This is a genomic window from Streptomyces sp. NPDC052773, from assembly GCF_044547145.1.
Lineage (GTDB): Bacteria > Actinomycetota > Actinomycetes > Streptomycetales > Streptomycetaceae > Streptomyces.
This window is the reverse complement of the sequence record NZ_JBITZX010000004.1, coordinates 171,056-187,347: the sequence shown is the minus strand read 5'-3', so window position 1 is coordinate 187,347 and position 16,292 is coordinate 171,056. Positions and strand designations below refer to the sequence as shown.

Genomic DNA, 16,292 nt, shown 5'->3' with positions numbered 1-16,292 from the left:
GTGCCGATCGCGCCGATCGCCCGTCCGCCACGGCTGACCGGATCCAACTTCGCCTACCAGCACCTGCCGTTCGACACCTTCCTGGACGACGCGGTCGCGCTGGGCCGGGAGAGGCTCGAACTGTGGGGCATCGCCCCGCACCTGCACATTCCGCAGGTCGGCGACGCGGAGGCACGCGCCGTGCGCCGCCGCATCGAGGGGCGTGGCCTCTCGGCGTACTGTCTGACGCCCGAGCAGGTGATGTACCCGGTCAACGTGGCCTCCCCGGTCGACTGGCTGCGCTCGCAGAGCATCGCCTTGTTCCGCCGGGCGGCCGAGCTGTGCGTCGAACTGGGCGCCGAGAAGCTGCTCCTGACACCTGGGCGGGGCGGCGAGGACGAGCCGGTGGGTACCGCCTGGCGCCGGTCGGTCGACGCGATCGGTGAGATCGCCGCCTACGCGGACTCGCTGGGGGTGACCTGTGTCCTGGAACCGCTTCAGCGTGTCGAGTCCAACCTGGTCAACGACTCGCCCACGCTGGCGGCGATGCTCGACGAGATCGGCGCCGCCCGTCTCGGAGCGGTCCTCGACACGGTGACGATGGCCGTGGCCGGTGAATCCGTCGACGACGCCTTCGCCGCGCTCGGCGACCGTATCCGCCATGTCCACCTGGTCGACGGCCGCCCCATGGGCCACCTGGCCTGGGGCGACGGTGAGCTTCCCCTCCACGATTACCTGCACGCCCTCGAACGGCACGGCTACGACGGCTGGATGACGTTCGAACTCTTCGGCGACGGCACGTACGCGCTCGATCCCCGGGCGGCGGTGGAGCGGTGCGATGCGGCGGTACGCAGGTGCGTCGGCGCGGGTCCGGAGGAATGACCGGATCGCGGCGCGACAGCGCGGCGAGGCGATGTCGGCACGACCTCAAGGCATCGTTCGCGGGCTACCGGAAGGCCGCCCGCGCCCTGGCCGGCGCTTCACACGCCTTCACCGATGCCCACGGCGTCGCCGATCTCCTCACGGAAGAGGCGAGGAGGATACCTGGGCCCTGAGATGCGGGAAGTCGCCGACACGCTTCGAGCGGCGGGCCTCCCGACCGAGACGGCCGAGGCAGCGGCCTCTGTGATGGGGCGCTGGGAGAAGGACAAGGACCAGTACGAGCTGCCTCTCGCCGACGTTCTCGCGCATCTACGGCAAGCATCCTGAATCCGAAGGGAGGCAGGAGGTAAGCGCAGTCGTCGGTCCTGGGCCGGGGTGATTCTGCGGCTCCGGCGGCGGCACCCACGAGTTCGTCAACTGGCTGTCCGCGCGGGGCCGGCGGCTGCCCTACTCGGTCGGATGGTCATCACCGACGCCATCCACCAGGCCGTCTTGAAGGTTCCCGCCTCGGCCTGGACGGTAGCCGTCGAACCCTGCGGCCGGATCCGCGACGGCGCCTGCGTGGTCGAACTCGACGGAGACTGCCTGAAAGGCCGGCCCAAAGGAATGCGGCCGACCGTCCGCAAAGAACGCCCGCACCCTGGTGCCCGGCTGCGCTTCACCGACGCCGACGGCATCCGCTTGACCTGCATCGCCATCAACATCACCAACACCCCATCACCACGCTGGAAGTGCGTCACCGCCAGCGCCCGCGCCGAAGACCGTCATCCGCGCCGCCCGTACACCGGCCTACGCAACCTCCCGCTCCATGACCAACCGGTCACCACCGGCCACCGCATCCTCCGCCTCGCCCACCGACGCGACAGCCGGGCCCTCACGCTGCCCACCATCAGCCCAACACACCGAAACGGGACGCCAGTGGCACTGCCGAGCCGTCAGGGAATGGCGAGGTTAATGACCGCCGTCACCACGGCGACACAAACCCCCTCACCACCGGCTACGTAGACCAGATGTTCTCCGGGGGCATCAATTCCAGGCCATTTCCATCGACCCGTTCTGGCGCGATAAGGCGCAACAGGAAGGGCTCATTCCGATCTGTGGTCGAGAAGGTCGCCATGATTGAGTGAGACGCAGTGATCCACAACACGGGGAGTGACCTTCAATGAGCCTTTCGTCGGATTACCCTGACGTCCCCGAGTGGGAAGAAAATCCAAGCGGTTACCAGACCGGAGCCGTCGCCAAATACAAGGGCAATATCTTCCGTGCCGCTTTCTGGGCCTCGGAGCCGGGAGTGGGAGACCCCAACGAGAACGGCTGGCGATTCTTCGACGAGCTGTACGACCAGACCCCTCACAAGCCGACCGAGCGGGCGAACATCATCGCCTACATCCCTACCTGGCGAAAGAAGGAGGGATTCGACTACGGCAAGGGCGAGATGTATCAGTACATCACGCACGGCATCATCGCGTTCTTGACGTTCAGCGAGCAGGATCCCGGGGCGTTCGACCCCGCGGCGGTCAGGGAGATCAGCAGCATTCTCCCTGACGTGCTCATCGCCGCGAACCCGTACAACACCAAGATCATGGTCGCACTGGGCGGCGCGAACGATTACGCGTTCCTGGACCTGATGACGGCGATCGGGAACGACCCGGCCTCCCCGAAGCTCGACCAGACGGTCCGCAACGTCGTGGACTACGTCACCCACAACGGCCTGGACGGCGTCGATCTCGACCTGGAGTGCTGGTGGGGCCGACCCGGCGACCAGGACCAGGGCGGCCGGATGCGGAGTGACGGGCCGCATCCCGCGGGGCGGGGTCTGACCCTGTTCGCCAGGAAACTCAAGGAGGCCATGCCCGACAAGATCGTGTCGGCGGCCGTCTTCGGTACCTCGTGGTACGGGAACAACTACGACCCGGAAATGGCCGAACACCTCGACTGGCTCGGCGTGATGACCTACGACCTCACCGGGTCGTGGGACAAGTCCCCGGTCGGCCCGCATTCCGCCCTGCACAAGATCCGCGGGAAGGACACGGCGAAGATCCGTGAGGCGGATGTCTATCTGGAGTCGTACCTACGCGAGCAGCAGGGCGGCTGGCCGGGAGCCAGGGCGGGCACTCCGGCCGCCCCGGGTGACGACGTCCTGGAGAGCAATCCGATCCTGTCGGTCGAGGACTGCCTCTGGTACTGGACGAATCCACTCTTCATGAACTGGCAGGGCAAGGGGCACGGTGTGAACCGCGACAAGATCGCGGCCGGAGTGCCCATCTACGGCTACGACTTCGCCGCGGCCAAGGAGCCGGACGACCTGACCGGTGAAGTGCCCCCGGGGTACAAGGTGCTTCGGTACAAGGAGATCCTGGACGAGTTCCCGGACGCTCATGAGGCCGAGGACGCGAACATCAAGGTGGACGGGAGCACGCCCCGCCCCAACCTCGCCGAGCCCCTGCCTCCGGGTGAGTACCCGTACGCCCACAACATCTATTTCGAGACCCCGGACACCGCCGTCACCAAGCTGAAGTTCCTGAAGGAAGTCGGCGCCCAGGGCGTCATCATCTGGGAGCTCTCCAATGACGTCTGGGAAGACGGCAAGAGCATCATCAAGGCCCTTTACCTGGCCTCCGGCAACCCGGTTCCTGAGTCCTCGCCGATCACGGATCCGCCGGTCCCTGTGGCCTATCCGTACCTGTGGGACTCCATGGGCTTCCTGGGGCACGCGAGCGGTCCCCTTCAGTTCCAGGACGACGGCACCAAAGACAACGGCATGCGACAGTTCTCGGCGCGGCTGTGGAACATCCCCGACGACGCGGACTGGAAGAGCGTCGCCCACAACTGCCCGGCGGTGATCAAGAGGCAGTACTTCAACCGGCCGACTCGCATCGTGGACAAGGGAGCCCTCGGACTCTGGGGTGAGTTCGACGTCCTCGACAATGACGACGTCCCGGACTGGTTCTGGGGGCACGTGGAGAAGACGGACGGAGCGCCCGACGGGTACACGCGGTACTCCTCGCGTCTCTGGGGCCTCTCCCTCAGCGACGACTGGCAAGCGGCCGCGAAGCAGACCCCGGCGCTCATCGCGGGTCAGTACTTCGACGAGCCGACGGAGATCGAGGACAAGGGAGTCGGCGGGCTCTGGGGTCTTTTCGACGTCAGAAACGAACTGAGCCCCATTCCCGCGTTCACGGCGCAGGTCAGGGGCGAGAACGACTGCATGTACTGCCAGGTCGACACCCTTCCCGCCAAGGACCTGGACGGCCTGGGCAACGTGGAGCGGTTCAACCTGACGAACACGATGACCATCGGTGAGGACGCGCCCTTCCTCTATTCGGTCATCACCAAGGGCGACGGCTCGGTCGATTTCCCCGAGGGCGTCTTCATGACCATCAAGGACCCCGGCGGGAACACCTATGACGAGGACGTCGAAGAGGACGGCAAACTCGTCAAGATGTCCGGCGACTCGATCCGGTACCTGATCATCAAGGATCCGCAAGCCGGCGACTGGACCATGTCGATGAGCGTGACCCGTGGCGCCGAGTTCCGCTGCGAATGCAACACCGTGCCGAGCGCGGACGTCTACGACACGATGCTGGAGACCCGCCGGAAACTCGACGCGGCGCAAGGCCTCGCCCCTCGGGATCTCGGCAAGACAGGCGCGACGGCGCTCGTGGGCGTGGCCACGATCGCGTTCTTGGCTCCTGAGCTGCTCCCGCTCCTCGCCCTGGGCACGTTCATCTTCGGCGTCGGGCTTACCGCATCCAAGCTGATCGCCGACAACCTGGCGGACACGTCAGCGAACATGGCGGCATACTCGCGGGTTCTGTCGCAGTTGGAGAAGAGCCTGAAAGAAGAAGGCCCTGCCGCCTTGGATCATTACGTCTGGCTGATCGGCAAGAACGTTTCCGGCCCGGAGGTCTACGTCGCTCTCCAGCACCCCACGAAAATCATCAGGTGGGCCGGGGTGCACGTCGAGGTTCTCCAGCTGGTCCAGCACATGACGGACCCGGAAATGCAGAACTCCATTCGCCACGTGTACTGGCAGTGCCTGCTCAAGAAGAGGCTGGGCGAGGAATTCGCCATGGCCATGGGCGAGGCGCACGAGCGCGGCCGACCCGGATCCGACGCGGACAACAAGGCGGACGAGAAGAACAACGAAATCGGCCTCCGCCTCGCGGACGAAGTGAAAACCGACAAGGAATGCAAGACGCGCGTCTTCGAGATGTGGGAAGCGGGAGAGCTCGCCATCCGACCCGACTACGAGGGCGACCCGACCTGATGCCGGCGTAGGAGACCATCGACGGACGGCATCACCGAGCAGGTCCACGACCTGTTACGGGGCAGGACCCGTCGCGCCCACGGCCGCGGTGCCGAACCGACCGCGGCCGTGGTGGACGCGAAGACCGGCCTTGACCGGGCGATATCCGCGGCACTGTAGAGTCGGCAAAGGGTTGGCGAGTGTCCTGCTACGAGGCAGCGCAAACGACGGAACGTCGGACTGAAGGCCCTCTTGGCCGCAGTGCGCCCGGGCCGGACGACTGCTCGTGCCGGTGAGTGAACGGCAGCTTGCCGCCTTCGCCGACAAGCACGCCTGGCGCATCCCGTTCGACACCACCCCGCGCCACCTCGCCGGCCCCGGCGACGCCCGCCACGTCACCCATGGCCCGGCCGCCGCCGGATGGACCCATGCGTCCGATCCGCTGAGTCCCGAGATCGTCTGAGTCCCGAGATCGTCCTGCGGCTGTAACGCCAAGGCCCGAGAAACGGCGCGGGCTCTCCGACGTAGCGGCGAGTTCCTCCGCGGCACCGCGTGGCAGGCCGGCGACCACGTCTGGGGCAGTGTCGTCCTGACGGTCCGCCGCCGCGCGCCGAGCTCTGGCAGCCATGCACGAGAGGCCGGTGTTCTGCGAACCGGCACACCGGGTCATGCCGAAGGAATGCGGAACTCGAATTCGGGACGGTCCCATGGCACGGCGGGCGGGGATGCGAGCGCGGTCCCGGTCCGCACTGCACCGACGCGGTGGTAGAAGTCCGCGGCGGGTAGATGCGACACGACCTTGATACGGTCGAGCCCGGCGGCACGGGCCTCGGACTGCATGTGCGCGACGAGCCGTCGTCCAATACCCCGTCCTTGCGCTTCGTCGGCGACGAACAGCAGATCGAGCTCCGGTGGAGCGAGGACGAGCGAGTAGAACCCGAGGACCCGGCCTCCATGCTCGTCGGCGCCGACGGCTACGAAGGCGCGGTGGGCCTCGATGTAATCAGGACCGACCCGGTAGCCCTCGACTGCGGCTGCGTACTTACCCGCGTAGGCGCCTGAGCCGCGCACGAGCCGGGTGAGCCGTTTGGCATCCCGGGCGACGGCCCTCCGTATCGTGATCGGTTGGCTGATCGGGGAAGTGCGTGACCTCATCGGGAAAGTATGTCGCACCGAGGTCCCCTCATGATGTTCCTCGGCGGGGCCTCGCCGTCTCACCCGCTGTCGCAGAGAGATCACACAGGCAATGGATCATCTCGTTCCGTTCTGCGGGTAACGTCGAGCTATGAGTCATCCGCACCCCGAGCTGAAAGCCGCCCCGCCCCTGCCCGAGGGAGGGCTGCGGGTCGTCGCCCTGGGCGGCCTTGGTGAGATCGGCCGCAACATGACCGTCTTCGAGCATGCCGGAAAGCTGCTCATCGTCGACTGCGGGGTGCTGTTCCCCGAGGAGACCCAGCCCGGCGTGGACGTGATCCTGCCGGACTTCACCTCGATCCGGGACCGGCTGGACGACATCGTGGCCGTGGTACTCACCCACGGCCACGAGGACCACATCGGCGGCGTGCCCTACCTGCTGCGCGAGCGGTCCGACATTCCCCTCGTCGGCTCCAAGCTGACCCTGGCGTTCCTCGAGGCCAAGCTCAAGGAGCACGGCATCCGGCCGCGCACGGTACGGGTGCGGGAGGGCGACCGGCGCGGCTTCGGGCCCTTCGACTGCGAGTTCGTGGCGGTCAACCACTCCATCCCGGACAGCCTCGCGGTCGCGATCCGTACCGGCGCCGGAATGGTGCTGCACACGGGCGACTTCAAGATGGACCAGTTTCCCCTCGACGACCGCATCACCGATCTGCGCGCCTTCGCCCGCCTCGGCGAGGAGGGCGTCGACCTGTTCCTCACCGACTCCACCAACGCCGAAGTACCCGGCTTCACCACCTCCGAGCGTGAGCTGAACCCGGCGATCGAGCAGGTGATGCGCACCGCGCCGCGCCGCGTCATCGTCTCCAGCTTCGCCAGCCATGTGCACCGCATCCAGCAGGTCCTGGACGCCGCCCACCAGCACGGCCGTAAGGTCGCCTTCGTCGGCCGGTCCATGGTCCGCAACATGGGCATCGCCCGTGACCTGGGCTATCTGAAGGTTCCGTCCGGTCTGGTCGTGAGCACGAAGGAGCTGGAGAAGCTCCCGGACCACAAGATCGCTCTTGTGTGCACCGGCTCCCAGGGCGAACCGATGGCCGCGCTGTCGCGGATGGCCAACCGCGACCACATGATCCGTATCGGCAAGGGCGACACCGTCCTGCTCGCCAGCTCCCTCATCCCGGGCAACGAGAACGCCATCTACCGGGTGATCAACGGGCTCACCCGGTGGGGCGCCCACGTGGTCCACAAGGGCAACGCCAAGGTGCACGTCTCCGGGCACGCCAGCGCCGGCGAACTCGTCTACTGCTACAACATCGTCAAACCCCGCAACGTCATGCCCGTCCACGGCGAGTGGCGCCATCTGCGGGCCAACGGCGATCTCGCCATCCGTACCGGTGTAGATCCCGACCGGGTCGTCATCGCCGAGGACGGCGTTGTCGTCGACCTCGTCGACGGGCGCGCGTCCATCACCGGCAAGGTCCCCGCCGGCAACGTCTACGTGGACGGCATGGAAGTCGGCGGCGCCACCGAAGCGTCCCTCAAGGACCGCCTCACCCTCGCCGCCGAAGGTGTGGTCACCGTCGTGGCGATCGTCGACGCGGACACCGGCGCCCTCGCCGAGGCACCCGATTTCCTGGCCCGCGGCTTCGTCCACGACGACACCACCTTCGAGCCGGTCATCCCCATCATCGAGAAGACGCTGGCCACAGCAGCAGAGGAAGGCGTCGGGGACGCGCACCAGCTCGAACAGCTCATCGCCCGCGCCATGGCGAACTGGGCGTTTCGCACCTACCGCCGCAAGCCCCTGATCATCCCCGTCATCATCGACGCCTGAGCCACGGCCCGGCAGCCGGCCCCCGGTTCCGGTAGCGGCCCGGGGGCATCGAGGTCGCGCACGGGAGCCGGCAACCACAGTTCACCTTCTGGCCCCCGAGCAGCTCACGGAAGCCCTGCACGGCAATGTTCGAGTAGTGGGCGAACACATCGGCGCCGCCGTCCTGCTCGATGAAGCCGAAGCCCTTTTCCGCGTTGAACCACTTCACGGCACCAGCGGCCATGTCATATCTCCTTTGGGGCAGTGCATCGGCGTCCGCACCGCGCGGGCGCCATGTCGCCGCGATGATTACCCCGCCCGGAAATGACCGGAAATACAAAAGTGCTCCCGCCACTCCGCTTTTCGCGGCAAAAACTCCCGCTGCGCGGCCCGCCGAAAACTGATCCCTCGGGAACAGATATTGATTCACCCGGAGTTCAACGCCTCAGAAAGGGTGGCCAACCGGCACGCTGCGCGACGGCCGGGGAAAAGCCGCTGCCGCCCAGGAAACGCAACTGTGAGACTGTGGGATGACCACGCCGCGGCGGCTGCCGTTCCTGCTCCCGGATAAGCGAGCCCACCTCTTCGGTGTGGGTGAGGCGCCCGCACTACTCCGACAGAATGGCCAGGCAGGACGACGGTGCGACAGCGAGCCTGATCCTCGCGGATCAGATCTGGTGAGGGCGGATTCCCCCCCCTGGACGCACCAGTCGCCATAGCCCCCACGGCCGCCCGCGCCTCGTCAGTTCCCCACAAGGCTCCGGATAGACCACCAACTCCCCCACCGATGCGCGGCCCATCTGCCCTTGAGGTCAGCATTGGTCTGGCCGCCAGCAAAGTCAGCATTAGGTGAGCAAAAGCTCTGCCGCACCAAGCCCACAGACGGCCACACCGTGGAATCGCCCACTGCCGTGACACCGGCCCACGACCCACTGCGCCGGCTTCCCTTGAGCGACCAACGAGCGAGAGGCAGCACTCGTCCGCCTCTCACCCATCAACCAAGAGAACTCAGCCATTCCCGCAGGTCAACGCACCCGTCCGCGCGGTTTCAGCGGCGTCACCGGCAGTTCCGGAGCAGGCAGTGGAGCACCGTCGTACCCCTTCACCTCGCCGAAACGTGTCCCTTCCATCCAGTCCCGCCGCGCCTGTTCGATCTCCTCCTGGGTCCGGCCGATCCAGTTCCAGAACATGATCAGTTCTTCCTCGAAGGGCTCGCCGCCGAGGAGCATCAGGCCCGCGTCGGACTCGGCGCGCAGGGGGAGTTCGGTGCGGCCGCAGCCGAGGTAGAGCATGGAGCCGGGGAGGAGGGGGACGCCGTCGACGTGGGCCTCGCCGGACATGGAGAGGACGGCGTACTCGAAGTCCGGTTCCAGGGGGAGGCGTACGTCCGTGCCGCGGGTGAGGGCGAGGTCGGCGCCGACGATCGGGGTGTACGCGGTGCCGGGCGACGTCGCGCCGTCGAGGTCGCCGAGGATCAGGGTGGCCGTCAGGCCGGGTGCCGTGACGAGTGGCAGGTCCGCGTGGTGTTCGAAGTGCGGGTCGGTGTGGCGGTGGGCGTCCGGGAGGGCGACCCAGAGCTGGGCACCGTGCAGGAAGCGGGCGTGTGACCGGGGGCTCTCCTCGGAGTGGCTGATCGCCCGGCCGGAGGTCATCAGGCCGAGTTCGCGCGGGCGGATCAGCTGGAGGCTGCCGGTGGAGTCGCGGTGCAGGACCTCGCCCTCGTGCAGCCAGCTCACGGTCTGCAGGCCCATGTGCGGGTGCGGCGGCACCTGCATGCCGGGCTCGTCGGCGATGTCGTCCGGCCCGTAGTGGTCCACGAAGCACCACGCGCCCACCATCCGGCGGCCCAGGTTGGGCAGCAGCCGGCGGACCTCGGTGGACTCGCCGAGCGGGACGCGGCGCGGGCTGAGGAGTTCGCGTACCGGTTCCGCCACCACGAAACCACGGCCGCCGCACACGCTCGGCACCGCCTGACGGTCGAGATTGCTCATGCCGCTCAACCTAGCCGCCCGCGGCCACCGCCGACAGGCCGAACGCCCGCACCGGGCGCTCGATGGCGTTCGAGGGCCGGGGGCCGCCGCCGACTCACCGGCCGCGCATCCCGCGCCTGTCACCCGCCACCAGTCTGCGCAGCCGGTCCGGCGGGCTCACCCCCGTCTCCACCCACAGCCGCCGCGCGTACCGTTCGAACTCCCGGCGTGCCTGGGTGGCGTTGCCCTCGGCGAGATGGGCCCGGATCAGCGTGCCGCGGCTGCTCTCCCGCAGCGGATCCGCCTGTACGGCCGCGTGCGCGGCGATGACCGCCTCGGGATGGCGTCGGGCCGCCATGAAGTCGGCGGCCAGCTTCTCGAGGGCGTGCGTGCGCAGTTGACGCCAGGTCTCGGCCTCCTGGAGCACCCAGTCCTCGTACCACCCCGGCAGCAGGTCGGCGGAGAGATCCAGCACCGTGGTGGCGCCGAATCTCGGACGGCGGAGCGGGGATCCGTCCGGGTCGAGGACGAGTGCGGCGAGTGCCCTCGCCCGGTGGTAGTCGACGCTCCCCCCGGGAGCGAGGCGTACGGCGGAGGAGGTCACCTCCAGGGCGCTGCGGGCGGGGCCGCGCAGGCGGACCAGCGCCGAGCGGAGGTTGGCGTTGGCGCAGTGCTCGGGGGCCTCGGGCCACAGACTGCCGGCGACGAGCGCACGGGGCACGGCGCCCCGGCAGGACACCGCCACGAAGGCCAGCAGACGCGCCGAGGTGGGCGGAACGGCCACCGGTGCGTCCCCTACCGTGAGGGAGAAACCACCGAGGAGCGAGAGGTGCGCCCTGTAGGGCGCGATCTCGTTCACCCTGACCACAACGCCAGGTTATGCCGAGGTCGCCGCGTCGTCCCGTCGAGATACTAGCCATGGATATAGTAGCCATGTACTGTATCCAGCATGGGTACGGCACACGAGGGCGCTACGCCCGGTTTCCTGGTCTGGCGGCTGTCCATGAAGTGGCGCGTGGCCGTCGACCGCGCGGTGGCCCCGCTGGGGCTCACGCACGCGCAGTACTCCCTGGTCGCCTCGCTGCACGGCATGCAGCGCGCCGGTGAGCGTCCCAGCCAGCGCCGGCTGGCCGACCACACCGGACTGGAACCGCTCTACGTCTCGAAGCTGGCGCGTGCCCTGGAGGCCGCCGGGCTCGTCGAGCGCACCCGTGACCCCCGCGATCCGCGCGCCGTGCAGCTGGCGCTCACCGAGCGGGGGCGCGAGGTCACCCGGCAGGCCATCGACGTCGTCCAGGGGCTGCTGCGACAGCTCCTGGAGCCGCTCGGCGGCCTCGACAGCCCGCGCGCCCGGGACTTCAGCCGCGATCTCGTCGCCCTGCTCGACGCACCACTCGATCCATCACTGGGCGAACCGCCACTCGGCTCATCACTCGACGCACCACTCGACGCACCGCTTGATGCACCCACCGGCCACCACGCGAACAAGCAGGAGCAGCAGCCATGACCGCCACCACACCCACCGCCCCCAGCCTCAACAGCCGCGTCATAGCCCTGGCCCACTACGCCGCACGCACGGTCCTCGAAACCGTGCTCGTCCGGCACGGGCTGGTCTTCCAGGAGTCGGTCGCCCTCCGCGTCGTCGCCGTCGCCGAGGCGCCGGTCCGCCGGGACGCCCTGGCCGGGGAGGTCGTCGACGCGCTGAAGGTCCATCCGGCCGACGCGCACCGCACCGTCGTCGAGCTGGCCGCGAAGGGGCTGGTCGAGAGCGACGGGACGGACGTGCGGATCACCGACGCCGGACGGGAGCTGTACGCCGCGGTCTCCGCCGAGGTGCAGGAGATCTCCGCGCGGATCTACGGCGGGATCCCCGAGGAGGACCTGGCCACCGCCGGGCGGGTGCTCACCCTCGTCACCGAGCGCGAGAACGCAGAACTGGCGGCCCGCTCCCCGGCCCGGAACGGCTGACGTCGTTCCCGCGCCACCCAGGTAGTGGAATGTTTGACGATCCTTCGCGGTTGGAGCGCCCGAAGGAGGTCACCAGTGGACACGACGTACTACGACCACGGGACACCCGCGGAGCGCTGGGAGCGCGCGCGGATGTTCTTCGACGCCAAGGACTACGCCGCCGCGGCGCGGGTCCTGGACGGGCTGGTCGAGGAGGCGCCGGAGCAGACGGGTCCGCGTCTGCTGCTGGCCCGCGCCTACTACCACTCGGCCCAGCTGCGCCGTGCCGAGGCCGAGCTGCGGGTCATCGTCGAGCGCGACCCGGTGGAGCACTACGCCCGGCTGATGCTGGGCCGTACGCTGCAGCGCCAGGGGCGCCAGGAGGAGGCCGAGCCCCATCTGCGGCTCGCGTCCGCCCTCGCCGGTGACTTCGAACGGCTCTGAGGACGGATACGCGTCGGGCCCGGCTCCCCCCTGTGGAGCCGGGCCCGACGCGCGTCCGCAGCGGCCGCGGTTCCCGGGCGACCGCGATCCCGGGGCTATTTCGCCGCGTACGTCCGCCGCCCCCGCCGGTGGGCGATCTCGCCGAGGACGATGTCCACGGCCAGGAACGCGGCCAGCGGGATGCCGAGCAGCGGCACGAAGTAGCCGACGACCGCGACCGCGGCGAGCAGCGGGACGAGGATCTGCGGGGGCACCTCGGCCCAGGCTCCGCGCGGGATGGGGCGGCCGAAGGCGGAGCCCCGGCCGCGCTGCCACCACATGCGGTAGCCCCACAGGATCAGGACGATCAGGGAGAGGGCGAGCAGCATGAGGGCGATCTGGTTGGCCAGGCCGAACAGGACGCCGGAGTGCAGGTCGATGCCCCAGCGGGTCAGCTTGGCCAGGACCGGGTAGTCCGCGAACCGCACCACGTCCAGGACCTCGCCGGAGGCCGGGTCGATCGCCACCGCGTCCTGCTTCTCCGGCCAGCTGCGCTGTACCTGCTTGACGACGTACGCGGACGAGGCGTCGGCGGGCGGCTGGATCTCGACGGGGTCGGTCAGCCCCTCGGCGCGCGCCGCGGCCAGCACCTTGTCGAGGCCGACGCCGGGCGCGGCCTGCGCGCCGCCGGAGGGCGCCGCGCCGCCGTGCTCGGCGTGTTCCCCCACCGCCGAGGAGACGGTCGGCGTGGCGCCGCCCAGCGAGGTGCGCAGTTCGTCGATGTTCGCTCCGGCGTACGCCGACCAGGTCAGGCCGGTCGCCGAGAGGAAGAGGAAGCCGGCCGCGGCCCAGGCGCCGACGGTGCCGTGCAGGCCGAGCGTGCGGCGCCGGCCGCTGGTGCCGCGCACTTTGCGCAGGGCGCGGCGGCGGGAGAACCAGAGCACCGGTCCGCCGGCCGCGATCACCCACAGCCAGCTGGCGGCGAGTTCGCTGTAGAGGCGGCCGGTCTCGCCGAGGTGCAGATCGCGGTGGAGTTCGTCGATCCAGGTGCGCAGCGGCAGCGCGCCGGTCGCGCCGTACTGTTCGAGGGCGCCCTCCACCTTGGCGGTGTACGGGTCGACGAAGACGGCCAGCGTGTGGTCGGGGTCGACGCCGGGGACGCCGGAGAGCAGCACCCGGGTGGTGGCGTCGGCCGCCGGTGAGGGCCGTACGGCGGTGACCGTGCCCTCGGGGTGGGCCTCGCGGGCGGCGGCGACCTGCCGGGAGACGGGCAGCTTGGTGTCGCCGACGGAGACGGTCAGCTCGTCCGCGTAGACGATCTTCTCGGCCTGGAAGGATCCGGCGTACAGCAGGCCGGTGACCGCGGCGACGAGCAGGAACGGGGCGACGAGCACCCCGGCGTAGAAGTGCAGGCGCAGGATCAGCGGGCGCAGCGGGGCCCAGCCGCGGGGCGGCGCGGTCGGCGCGGCCGGCTGGGTGGCCTCGTCCGCGTGGGGCGAGGGAGCGGTGGTCATCGGTGGGTCTCTCCGGGACGAGTGGTGTGTTCGGCCGTGGTGCTCCAGTGGTCGGACGGCGGGGGCGACGAGTTCCCAGGGATTTGAGTGACCCGTGTCACAGGCTAGGGGGCATGGCATGCTGGCGGAATGTCTACTCCCAGCCATCGCGCGCCGGTTGCCGAGCAGGTCGAGGAACTTCTGGCCAGGGACGCGCCGTTGGCCATCGTGGCGGCGGGGGATCCGGTGCTGCGGCGGCCGGCCGAGCCGTTCGACGGGCAGCTGGACGCCGTCCTGCTGGCCCGTTTCGTCGAGGCGCTGCGCCGCACGATGCACGCGGCGCCGGGCGTGGGGCTGGCCGCGCCGCAGGTCGGGATCGGGCTGCGGATCGCGGTGGTGGAGGATCCGGCGCCGGTGCCGGAGGAGGTGCGGCGGGCGCGCGGGCGGGTGCCGCTGCCGTTCCGGGTGCTGGTCAATCCGTCGTACGAGCCGGTCGGCGCCGAGCGTGCCGCGTTCTTCGAGGGGTGTCTGAGCGTGCCGGGCTGGCAGGCCGTGGTGGCGCGGCCGGCGCGGGTGCGGTTGACGGGCGCGGACGAGCACGGCCGCGCCGTGGACGAGGTGGTCTCCGGCTGGCCCGCGCGGATCGTGCAGCACGAGACCGACCACCTCGACGGCGTGCTCTACCTCGACCGCGCCGAGCCGCGCTCGCTGTCGTCGCACCAGGCGGTGGCGGAGCGCTGGAACCAGCCGACGCCCCAGGATGCCGCGCGGGCCCTGGGGTTCGCCCTGCCGGAGTGAACGTCCGGCGCCCGCCCGGTAGGTGACGATACGTCAGCTGTCCCGGTAGGCCTCCAGCAGCCGCAGCCACACCTCGCTCACCGTCGGGTACGACGGGACGGCGTGCCACAGCCGGCTGACCGGGACCTGGCCGACGACGGCGATGGTGGCCGAGTGGATCAGCTCGCCGACGCCGGGACCGACGAAGGTGACCCCGCGCAGGATCTCGTCCTCGAGGTCGACGACCATGCGGGCCCGGCCGCGGTAGCCGTCCGCGTACAGCCCGGCCCCCGCGACCGAGGAGAGGTCGACGTCGACGGCGCGCACGCGGTGTCCGGCCTCTTCCGCCTCGGCGAGCGAGAGGCCGACGGCCGCCGCCTCCGGGTCGGTGAAGACGACCTGCGGTACGGCGGCGTGGTCGGCGGTGGCGGCGTGCGCGCCCCACGGCTCGGCCTCCGGCGCCGCCTTCCCGGCCGCGTCCCCGGATGCCGCCTCCCCGGAGGCGCGGGCGGCGATCGCGGCACCGGCGATCCGCGCCTGGTACTTGCCCTGGTGGGTGAGGAGCGCCCGCTCGTTGACGTCACCGACCGCGTAGAGCCAGTCGGTGCCGGGGACGCGCAGGCTGTCGTCGACCGGGAGCGGGCGGCCGGGCTGAAGGCCGACCGTGTCGAGGCCGATGTCGTCGGTGCGGGGGGCGCGGCCGGTGGCGAAGAGGATCTCGTCCGCCTCGACACGGTCACCGGCGTCGGTGACGGCGACCACCGTGCCGTTCTCGCGGCTGACCGCCGTCACGGACGTCCCGGTGCGGATCTCGGCGCCGGCCTCGGTCAGCGCCTCGGCGACCAGTTCCCCGGCGAACGGCTCCATACGAGGGAGCAGGCCCTTGCCACGGACCAGCATGGTCACCCGGGACCCGAGGGCCTGCCAGGCGGTGGCCATCTCGGTGGCGACCACGCCGCCGCCGACCACGATCAGCCGGCCGGGCACCGCCTTGGCGCTGGTGGCCTCGCGGCTGGTCCAGGGCCGGACGTCGGCGAGCCCGGGCAGGCCGGGCAGCCGGGCGCGGCTGCCGGTGCAGACGGCCACGGCGTGCCGGGCGGTCAGGGTGCGGCGGGTGCCGTCGGGGCCGGTGACCGTCACCGTGCGGGGGCCGGCGAGGCGGCCGTGGCCCCGGTACAGGTCGGCGCCGACGCCCTCCAGCCAGCCGACCTGCCCGTCGTCCCGCCAGTGCGCGGTGTACTCGTCCCGGTGGGCGAGCACGGCGGGCGCGTCGAGGGGGCCCTGGACGAGGTGGCGCAGGCCGGGGACGCGGCGGGCGTCCGCGCGGGCGATCACCGGGCGCAGCAGGGCCTTGCTGGGCATGCACGCCCAGTAGGAGCACTCGCCGCCGACCAGCTCGTTCTCCACGACCGCGGTGGTGAGGCCGGCCGCGCGGGTGCGGTCGGCGACGTTCTCCCCCACGGGCCCGGCTCCGAGGACCACGACGTCGTACGCGATGGAATCCGTTTCCGTCATGGAGTCAGTCTGGTGGGTGGTGTGCGGTGGGGCCACAGGGGTACGCGCGCGGATGCGTGACGTGCGCGCACGCGGTACGTGACGGGTGCGCGCACGGAATAGGCGAC

General features: G+C 70.0%; 14 protein-coding genes and 1 pseudogene. 9 read left to right on the top strand and 6 right to left on the bottom strand.

What is annotated here, in order from left to right:
* The 4 genes and pseudogenes from ACIG0D_RS11340 (at position 1) to ACIG0D_RS11325 (ending at position 5,573) form a co-directional block, all read left to right on the top strand.
* On the top strand, positions 1 to 861 hold the full coding sequence (locus tag ACIG0D_RS11340) for a sugar phosphate isomerase/epimerase family protein (protein ID WP_399798592.1): 861 nt from the start codon (positions 1 to 3) through the stop codon (positions 859 to 861).
* A gap of 388 nt (positions 862 to 1,249) precedes the next feature.
* A pseudogene (locus tag ACIG0D_RS11335) lies at positions 1,250 to 1,671 on the top strand (IS1380 family transposase); the annotation flags it as partial.
* Between the two features lie 352 nt (positions 1,672 to 2,023).
* Complete coding sequence (locus ACIG0D_RS11330) at positions 2,024 to 5,131, top strand: glycoside hydrolase family 18 protein (RefSeq protein ID WP_399798589.1); 3,108 nt, start codon at positions 2,024 to 2,026, stop codon at positions 5,129 to 5,131.
* A 271-nt stretch (positions 5,132 to 5,402) separates the two neighbouring features.
* On the top strand, positions 5,403 to 5,573 hold the full coding sequence (locus tag ACIG0D_RS11325; protein WP_399799308.1) for a hypothetical protein: 171 nt from the start codon (positions 5,403 to 5,405) through the stop codon (positions 5,571 to 5,573).
* Between the two features lie 203 nt (positions 5,574 to 5,776).
* Here the strand turns inward: ACIG0D_RS11325 and ACIG0D_RS11320 are convergent, their stop codons facing one another.
* Positions 5,777 to 6,265: a GNAT family N-acetyltransferase gene (locus ACIG0D_RS11320; RefSeq protein ID WP_399798586.1), complete on the bottom strand. Its 489-nt coding sequence runs from the start codon at positions 6,263 to 6,265 to the stop codon at positions 5,777 to 5,779.
* Between the two features lie 130 nt (positions 6,266 to 6,395).
* Between ACIG0D_RS11320 and ACIG0D_RS11315 the strand changes: the two genes are divergently transcribed.
* A complete protein-coding gene (locus tag ACIG0D_RS11315; RefSeq protein WP_399798583.1) occupies positions 6,396 to 8,081 on the top strand; it encodes a ribonuclease J in 1,686 nt (561 codons plus the stop codon).
* On the opposite strand, the gene ACIG0D_RS11310 is transcribed toward ACIG0D_RS11315, so the two are convergent.
* The 3 genes from ACIG0D_RS11310 to ACIG0D_RS11300 form a co-directional block, all read right to left on the bottom strand.
* Positions 8,068 to 8,304 carry a cold shock domain-containing protein gene (locus tag ACIG0D_RS11310; protein ID WP_399798580.1) on the bottom strand — a complete coding sequence of 79 codons (237 nt, stop codon included), beginning with the start codon at positions 8,302 to 8,304 and terminating at the stop codon, positions 8,068 to 8,070. The two genes, ACIG0D_RS11315 and ACIG0D_RS11310, sit on opposite strands and share 14 nt — an antisense overlap.
* A 781-nt stretch (positions 8,305 to 9,085) precedes the next feature.
* Positions 9,086 to 10,051, bottom strand: a complete 966-nt coding sequence (locus tag ACIG0D_RS11305) for a pirin family protein (RefSeq protein WP_399798577.1) — start codon at positions 10,049 to 10,051, stop codon at positions 9,086 to 9,088.
* Positions 10,052 to 10,145: 94 nt separating this feature from the next.
* Positions 10,146 to 10,814: a BTAD domain-containing putative transcriptional regulator gene (locus ACIG0D_RS11300; RefSeq protein ID WP_399798574.1), complete on the bottom strand. Its 669-nt coding sequence runs from the start codon at positions 10,812 to 10,814 to the stop codon at positions 10,146 to 10,148.
* Positions 10,815 to 10,979: 165 nt separating this feature from the next.
* Here ACIG0D_RS11300 and ACIG0D_RS11295 point away from each other — a divergent pair, with 165 nt between their 5' ends.
* From ACIG0D_RS11295 to ACIG0D_RS11285, 3 genes are all read left to right on the top strand, one after another.
* The gene (locus ACIG0D_RS11295; protein WP_399798571.1) at positions 10,980 to 11,537 is read left to right on the top strand and encodes a MarR family winged helix-turn-helix transcriptional regulator; all 558 of its coding nucleotides are present in this window, start codon (positions 10,980 to 10,982) and stop codon (positions 11,535 to 11,537) included.
* On the top strand, positions 11,534 to 11,998 hold the full coding sequence (locus ACIG0D_RS11290; protein WP_399798568.1) for a MarR family winged helix-turn-helix transcriptional regulator: 465 nt from the start codon (positions 11,534 to 11,536) through the stop codon (positions 11,996 to 11,998). The genes ACIG0D_RS11295 and ACIG0D_RS11290 overlap by 4 nt, the downstream gene beginning before the upstream one ends.
* Positions 11,999 to 12,073: 75 nt before the next feature.
* Entirely contained in the window at positions 12,074 to 12,421 is a 348-nt protein-coding gene (locus tag ACIG0D_RS11285; RefSeq protein WP_399798566.1) for a tetratricopeptide repeat protein, read from the top strand.
* Between the two features lie 95 nt (positions 12,422 to 12,516).
* On the opposite strand, the gene ACIG0D_RS11280 is transcribed toward ACIG0D_RS11285, so the two are convergent.
* A complete protein-coding gene (locus ACIG0D_RS11280; protein ID WP_399798563.1) occupies positions 12,517 to 13,914 on the bottom strand; it encodes a PepSY-associated TM helix domain-containing protein in 1,398 nt (465 codons plus the stop codon).
* Positions 13,915 to 14,043: 129 nt separating this feature from the next.
* Between ACIG0D_RS11280 and ACIG0D_RS11275 the strand changes: the two genes are divergently transcribed.
* Positions 14,044 to 14,691: a peptide deformylase gene (locus ACIG0D_RS11275; RefSeq protein WP_399798561.1), complete on the top strand. Its 648-nt coding sequence runs from the start codon at positions 14,044 to 14,046 to the stop codon at positions 14,689 to 14,691.
* 33 nt (positions 14,692 to 14,724) lie between these two features.
* On the opposite strand, the gene ACIG0D_RS11270 is transcribed toward ACIG0D_RS11275, so the two are convergent.
* Positions 14,725 to 16,185, bottom strand: coding sequence for a dihydrolipoyl dehydrogenase family protein (locus ACIG0D_RS11270; protein ID WP_399798559.1), 1,461 nt, complete (start codon positions 16,183 to 16,185; stop codon positions 14,725 to 14,727).
* Positions 16,186 to 16,292 lie beyond the last annotated feature (107 nt).

What these genes read in the sequence shown, in the direction of transcription:
- ACIG0D_RS11305 (WP_399798577.1), bottom strand. Translation starts at nt 10,051, where the DNA reads ATGAGCAATCTCGACCGTCAGGCGGTGCCGAGCGTGTGCGGCGGCCGT.
- ACIG0D_RS11320 (WP_399798586.1), bottom strand. Translation starts at nt 6,265, where the DNA reads ATGAGGTCACGCACTTCCCCGATCAGCCAACCGATCACGATACGGAGG.
- ACIG0D_RS11275 (WP_399798561.1), top strand. Translation starts at nt 14,044, where the DNA reads ATGTCTACTCCCAGCCATCGCGCGCCGGTTGCCGAGCAGGTCGAGGAA.
- ACIG0D_RS11270 (WP_399798559.1), bottom strand. Translation starts at nt 16,185, where the DNA reads ATGACGGAAACGGATTCCATCGCGTACGACGTCGTGGTCCTCGGAGCC.
- ACIG0D_RS11310 (WP_399798580.1), bottom strand. Translation starts at nt 8,304, where the DNA reads ATGGCCGCTGGTGCCGTGAAGTGGTTCAACGCGGAAAAGGGCTTCGGC.
- ACIG0D_RS11330 (WP_399798589.1), top strand. Translation starts at nt 2,024, where the DNA reads ATGAGCCTTTCGTCGGATTACCCTGACGTCCCCGAGTGGGAAGAAAAT.
- ACIG0D_RS11290 (WP_399798568.1), top strand. Translation starts at nt 11,534, where the DNA reads ATGACCGCCACCACACCCACCGCCCCCAGCCTCAACAGCCGCGTCATA.
- ACIG0D_RS11295 (WP_399798571.1), top strand. Translation starts at nt 10,980, where the DNA reads ATGGGTACGGCACACGAGGGCGCTACGCCCGGTTTCCTGGTCTGGCGG.
- ACIG0D_RS11315 (WP_399798583.1), top strand. Translation starts at nt 6,396, where the DNA reads ATGAGTCATCCGCACCCCGAGCTGAAAGCCGCCCCGCCCCTGCCCGAG.
- ACIG0D_RS11280 (WP_399798563.1), bottom strand. Translation starts at nt 13,914, where the DNA reads ATGACCACCGCTCCCTCGCCCCACGCGGACGAGGCCACCCAGCCGGCC.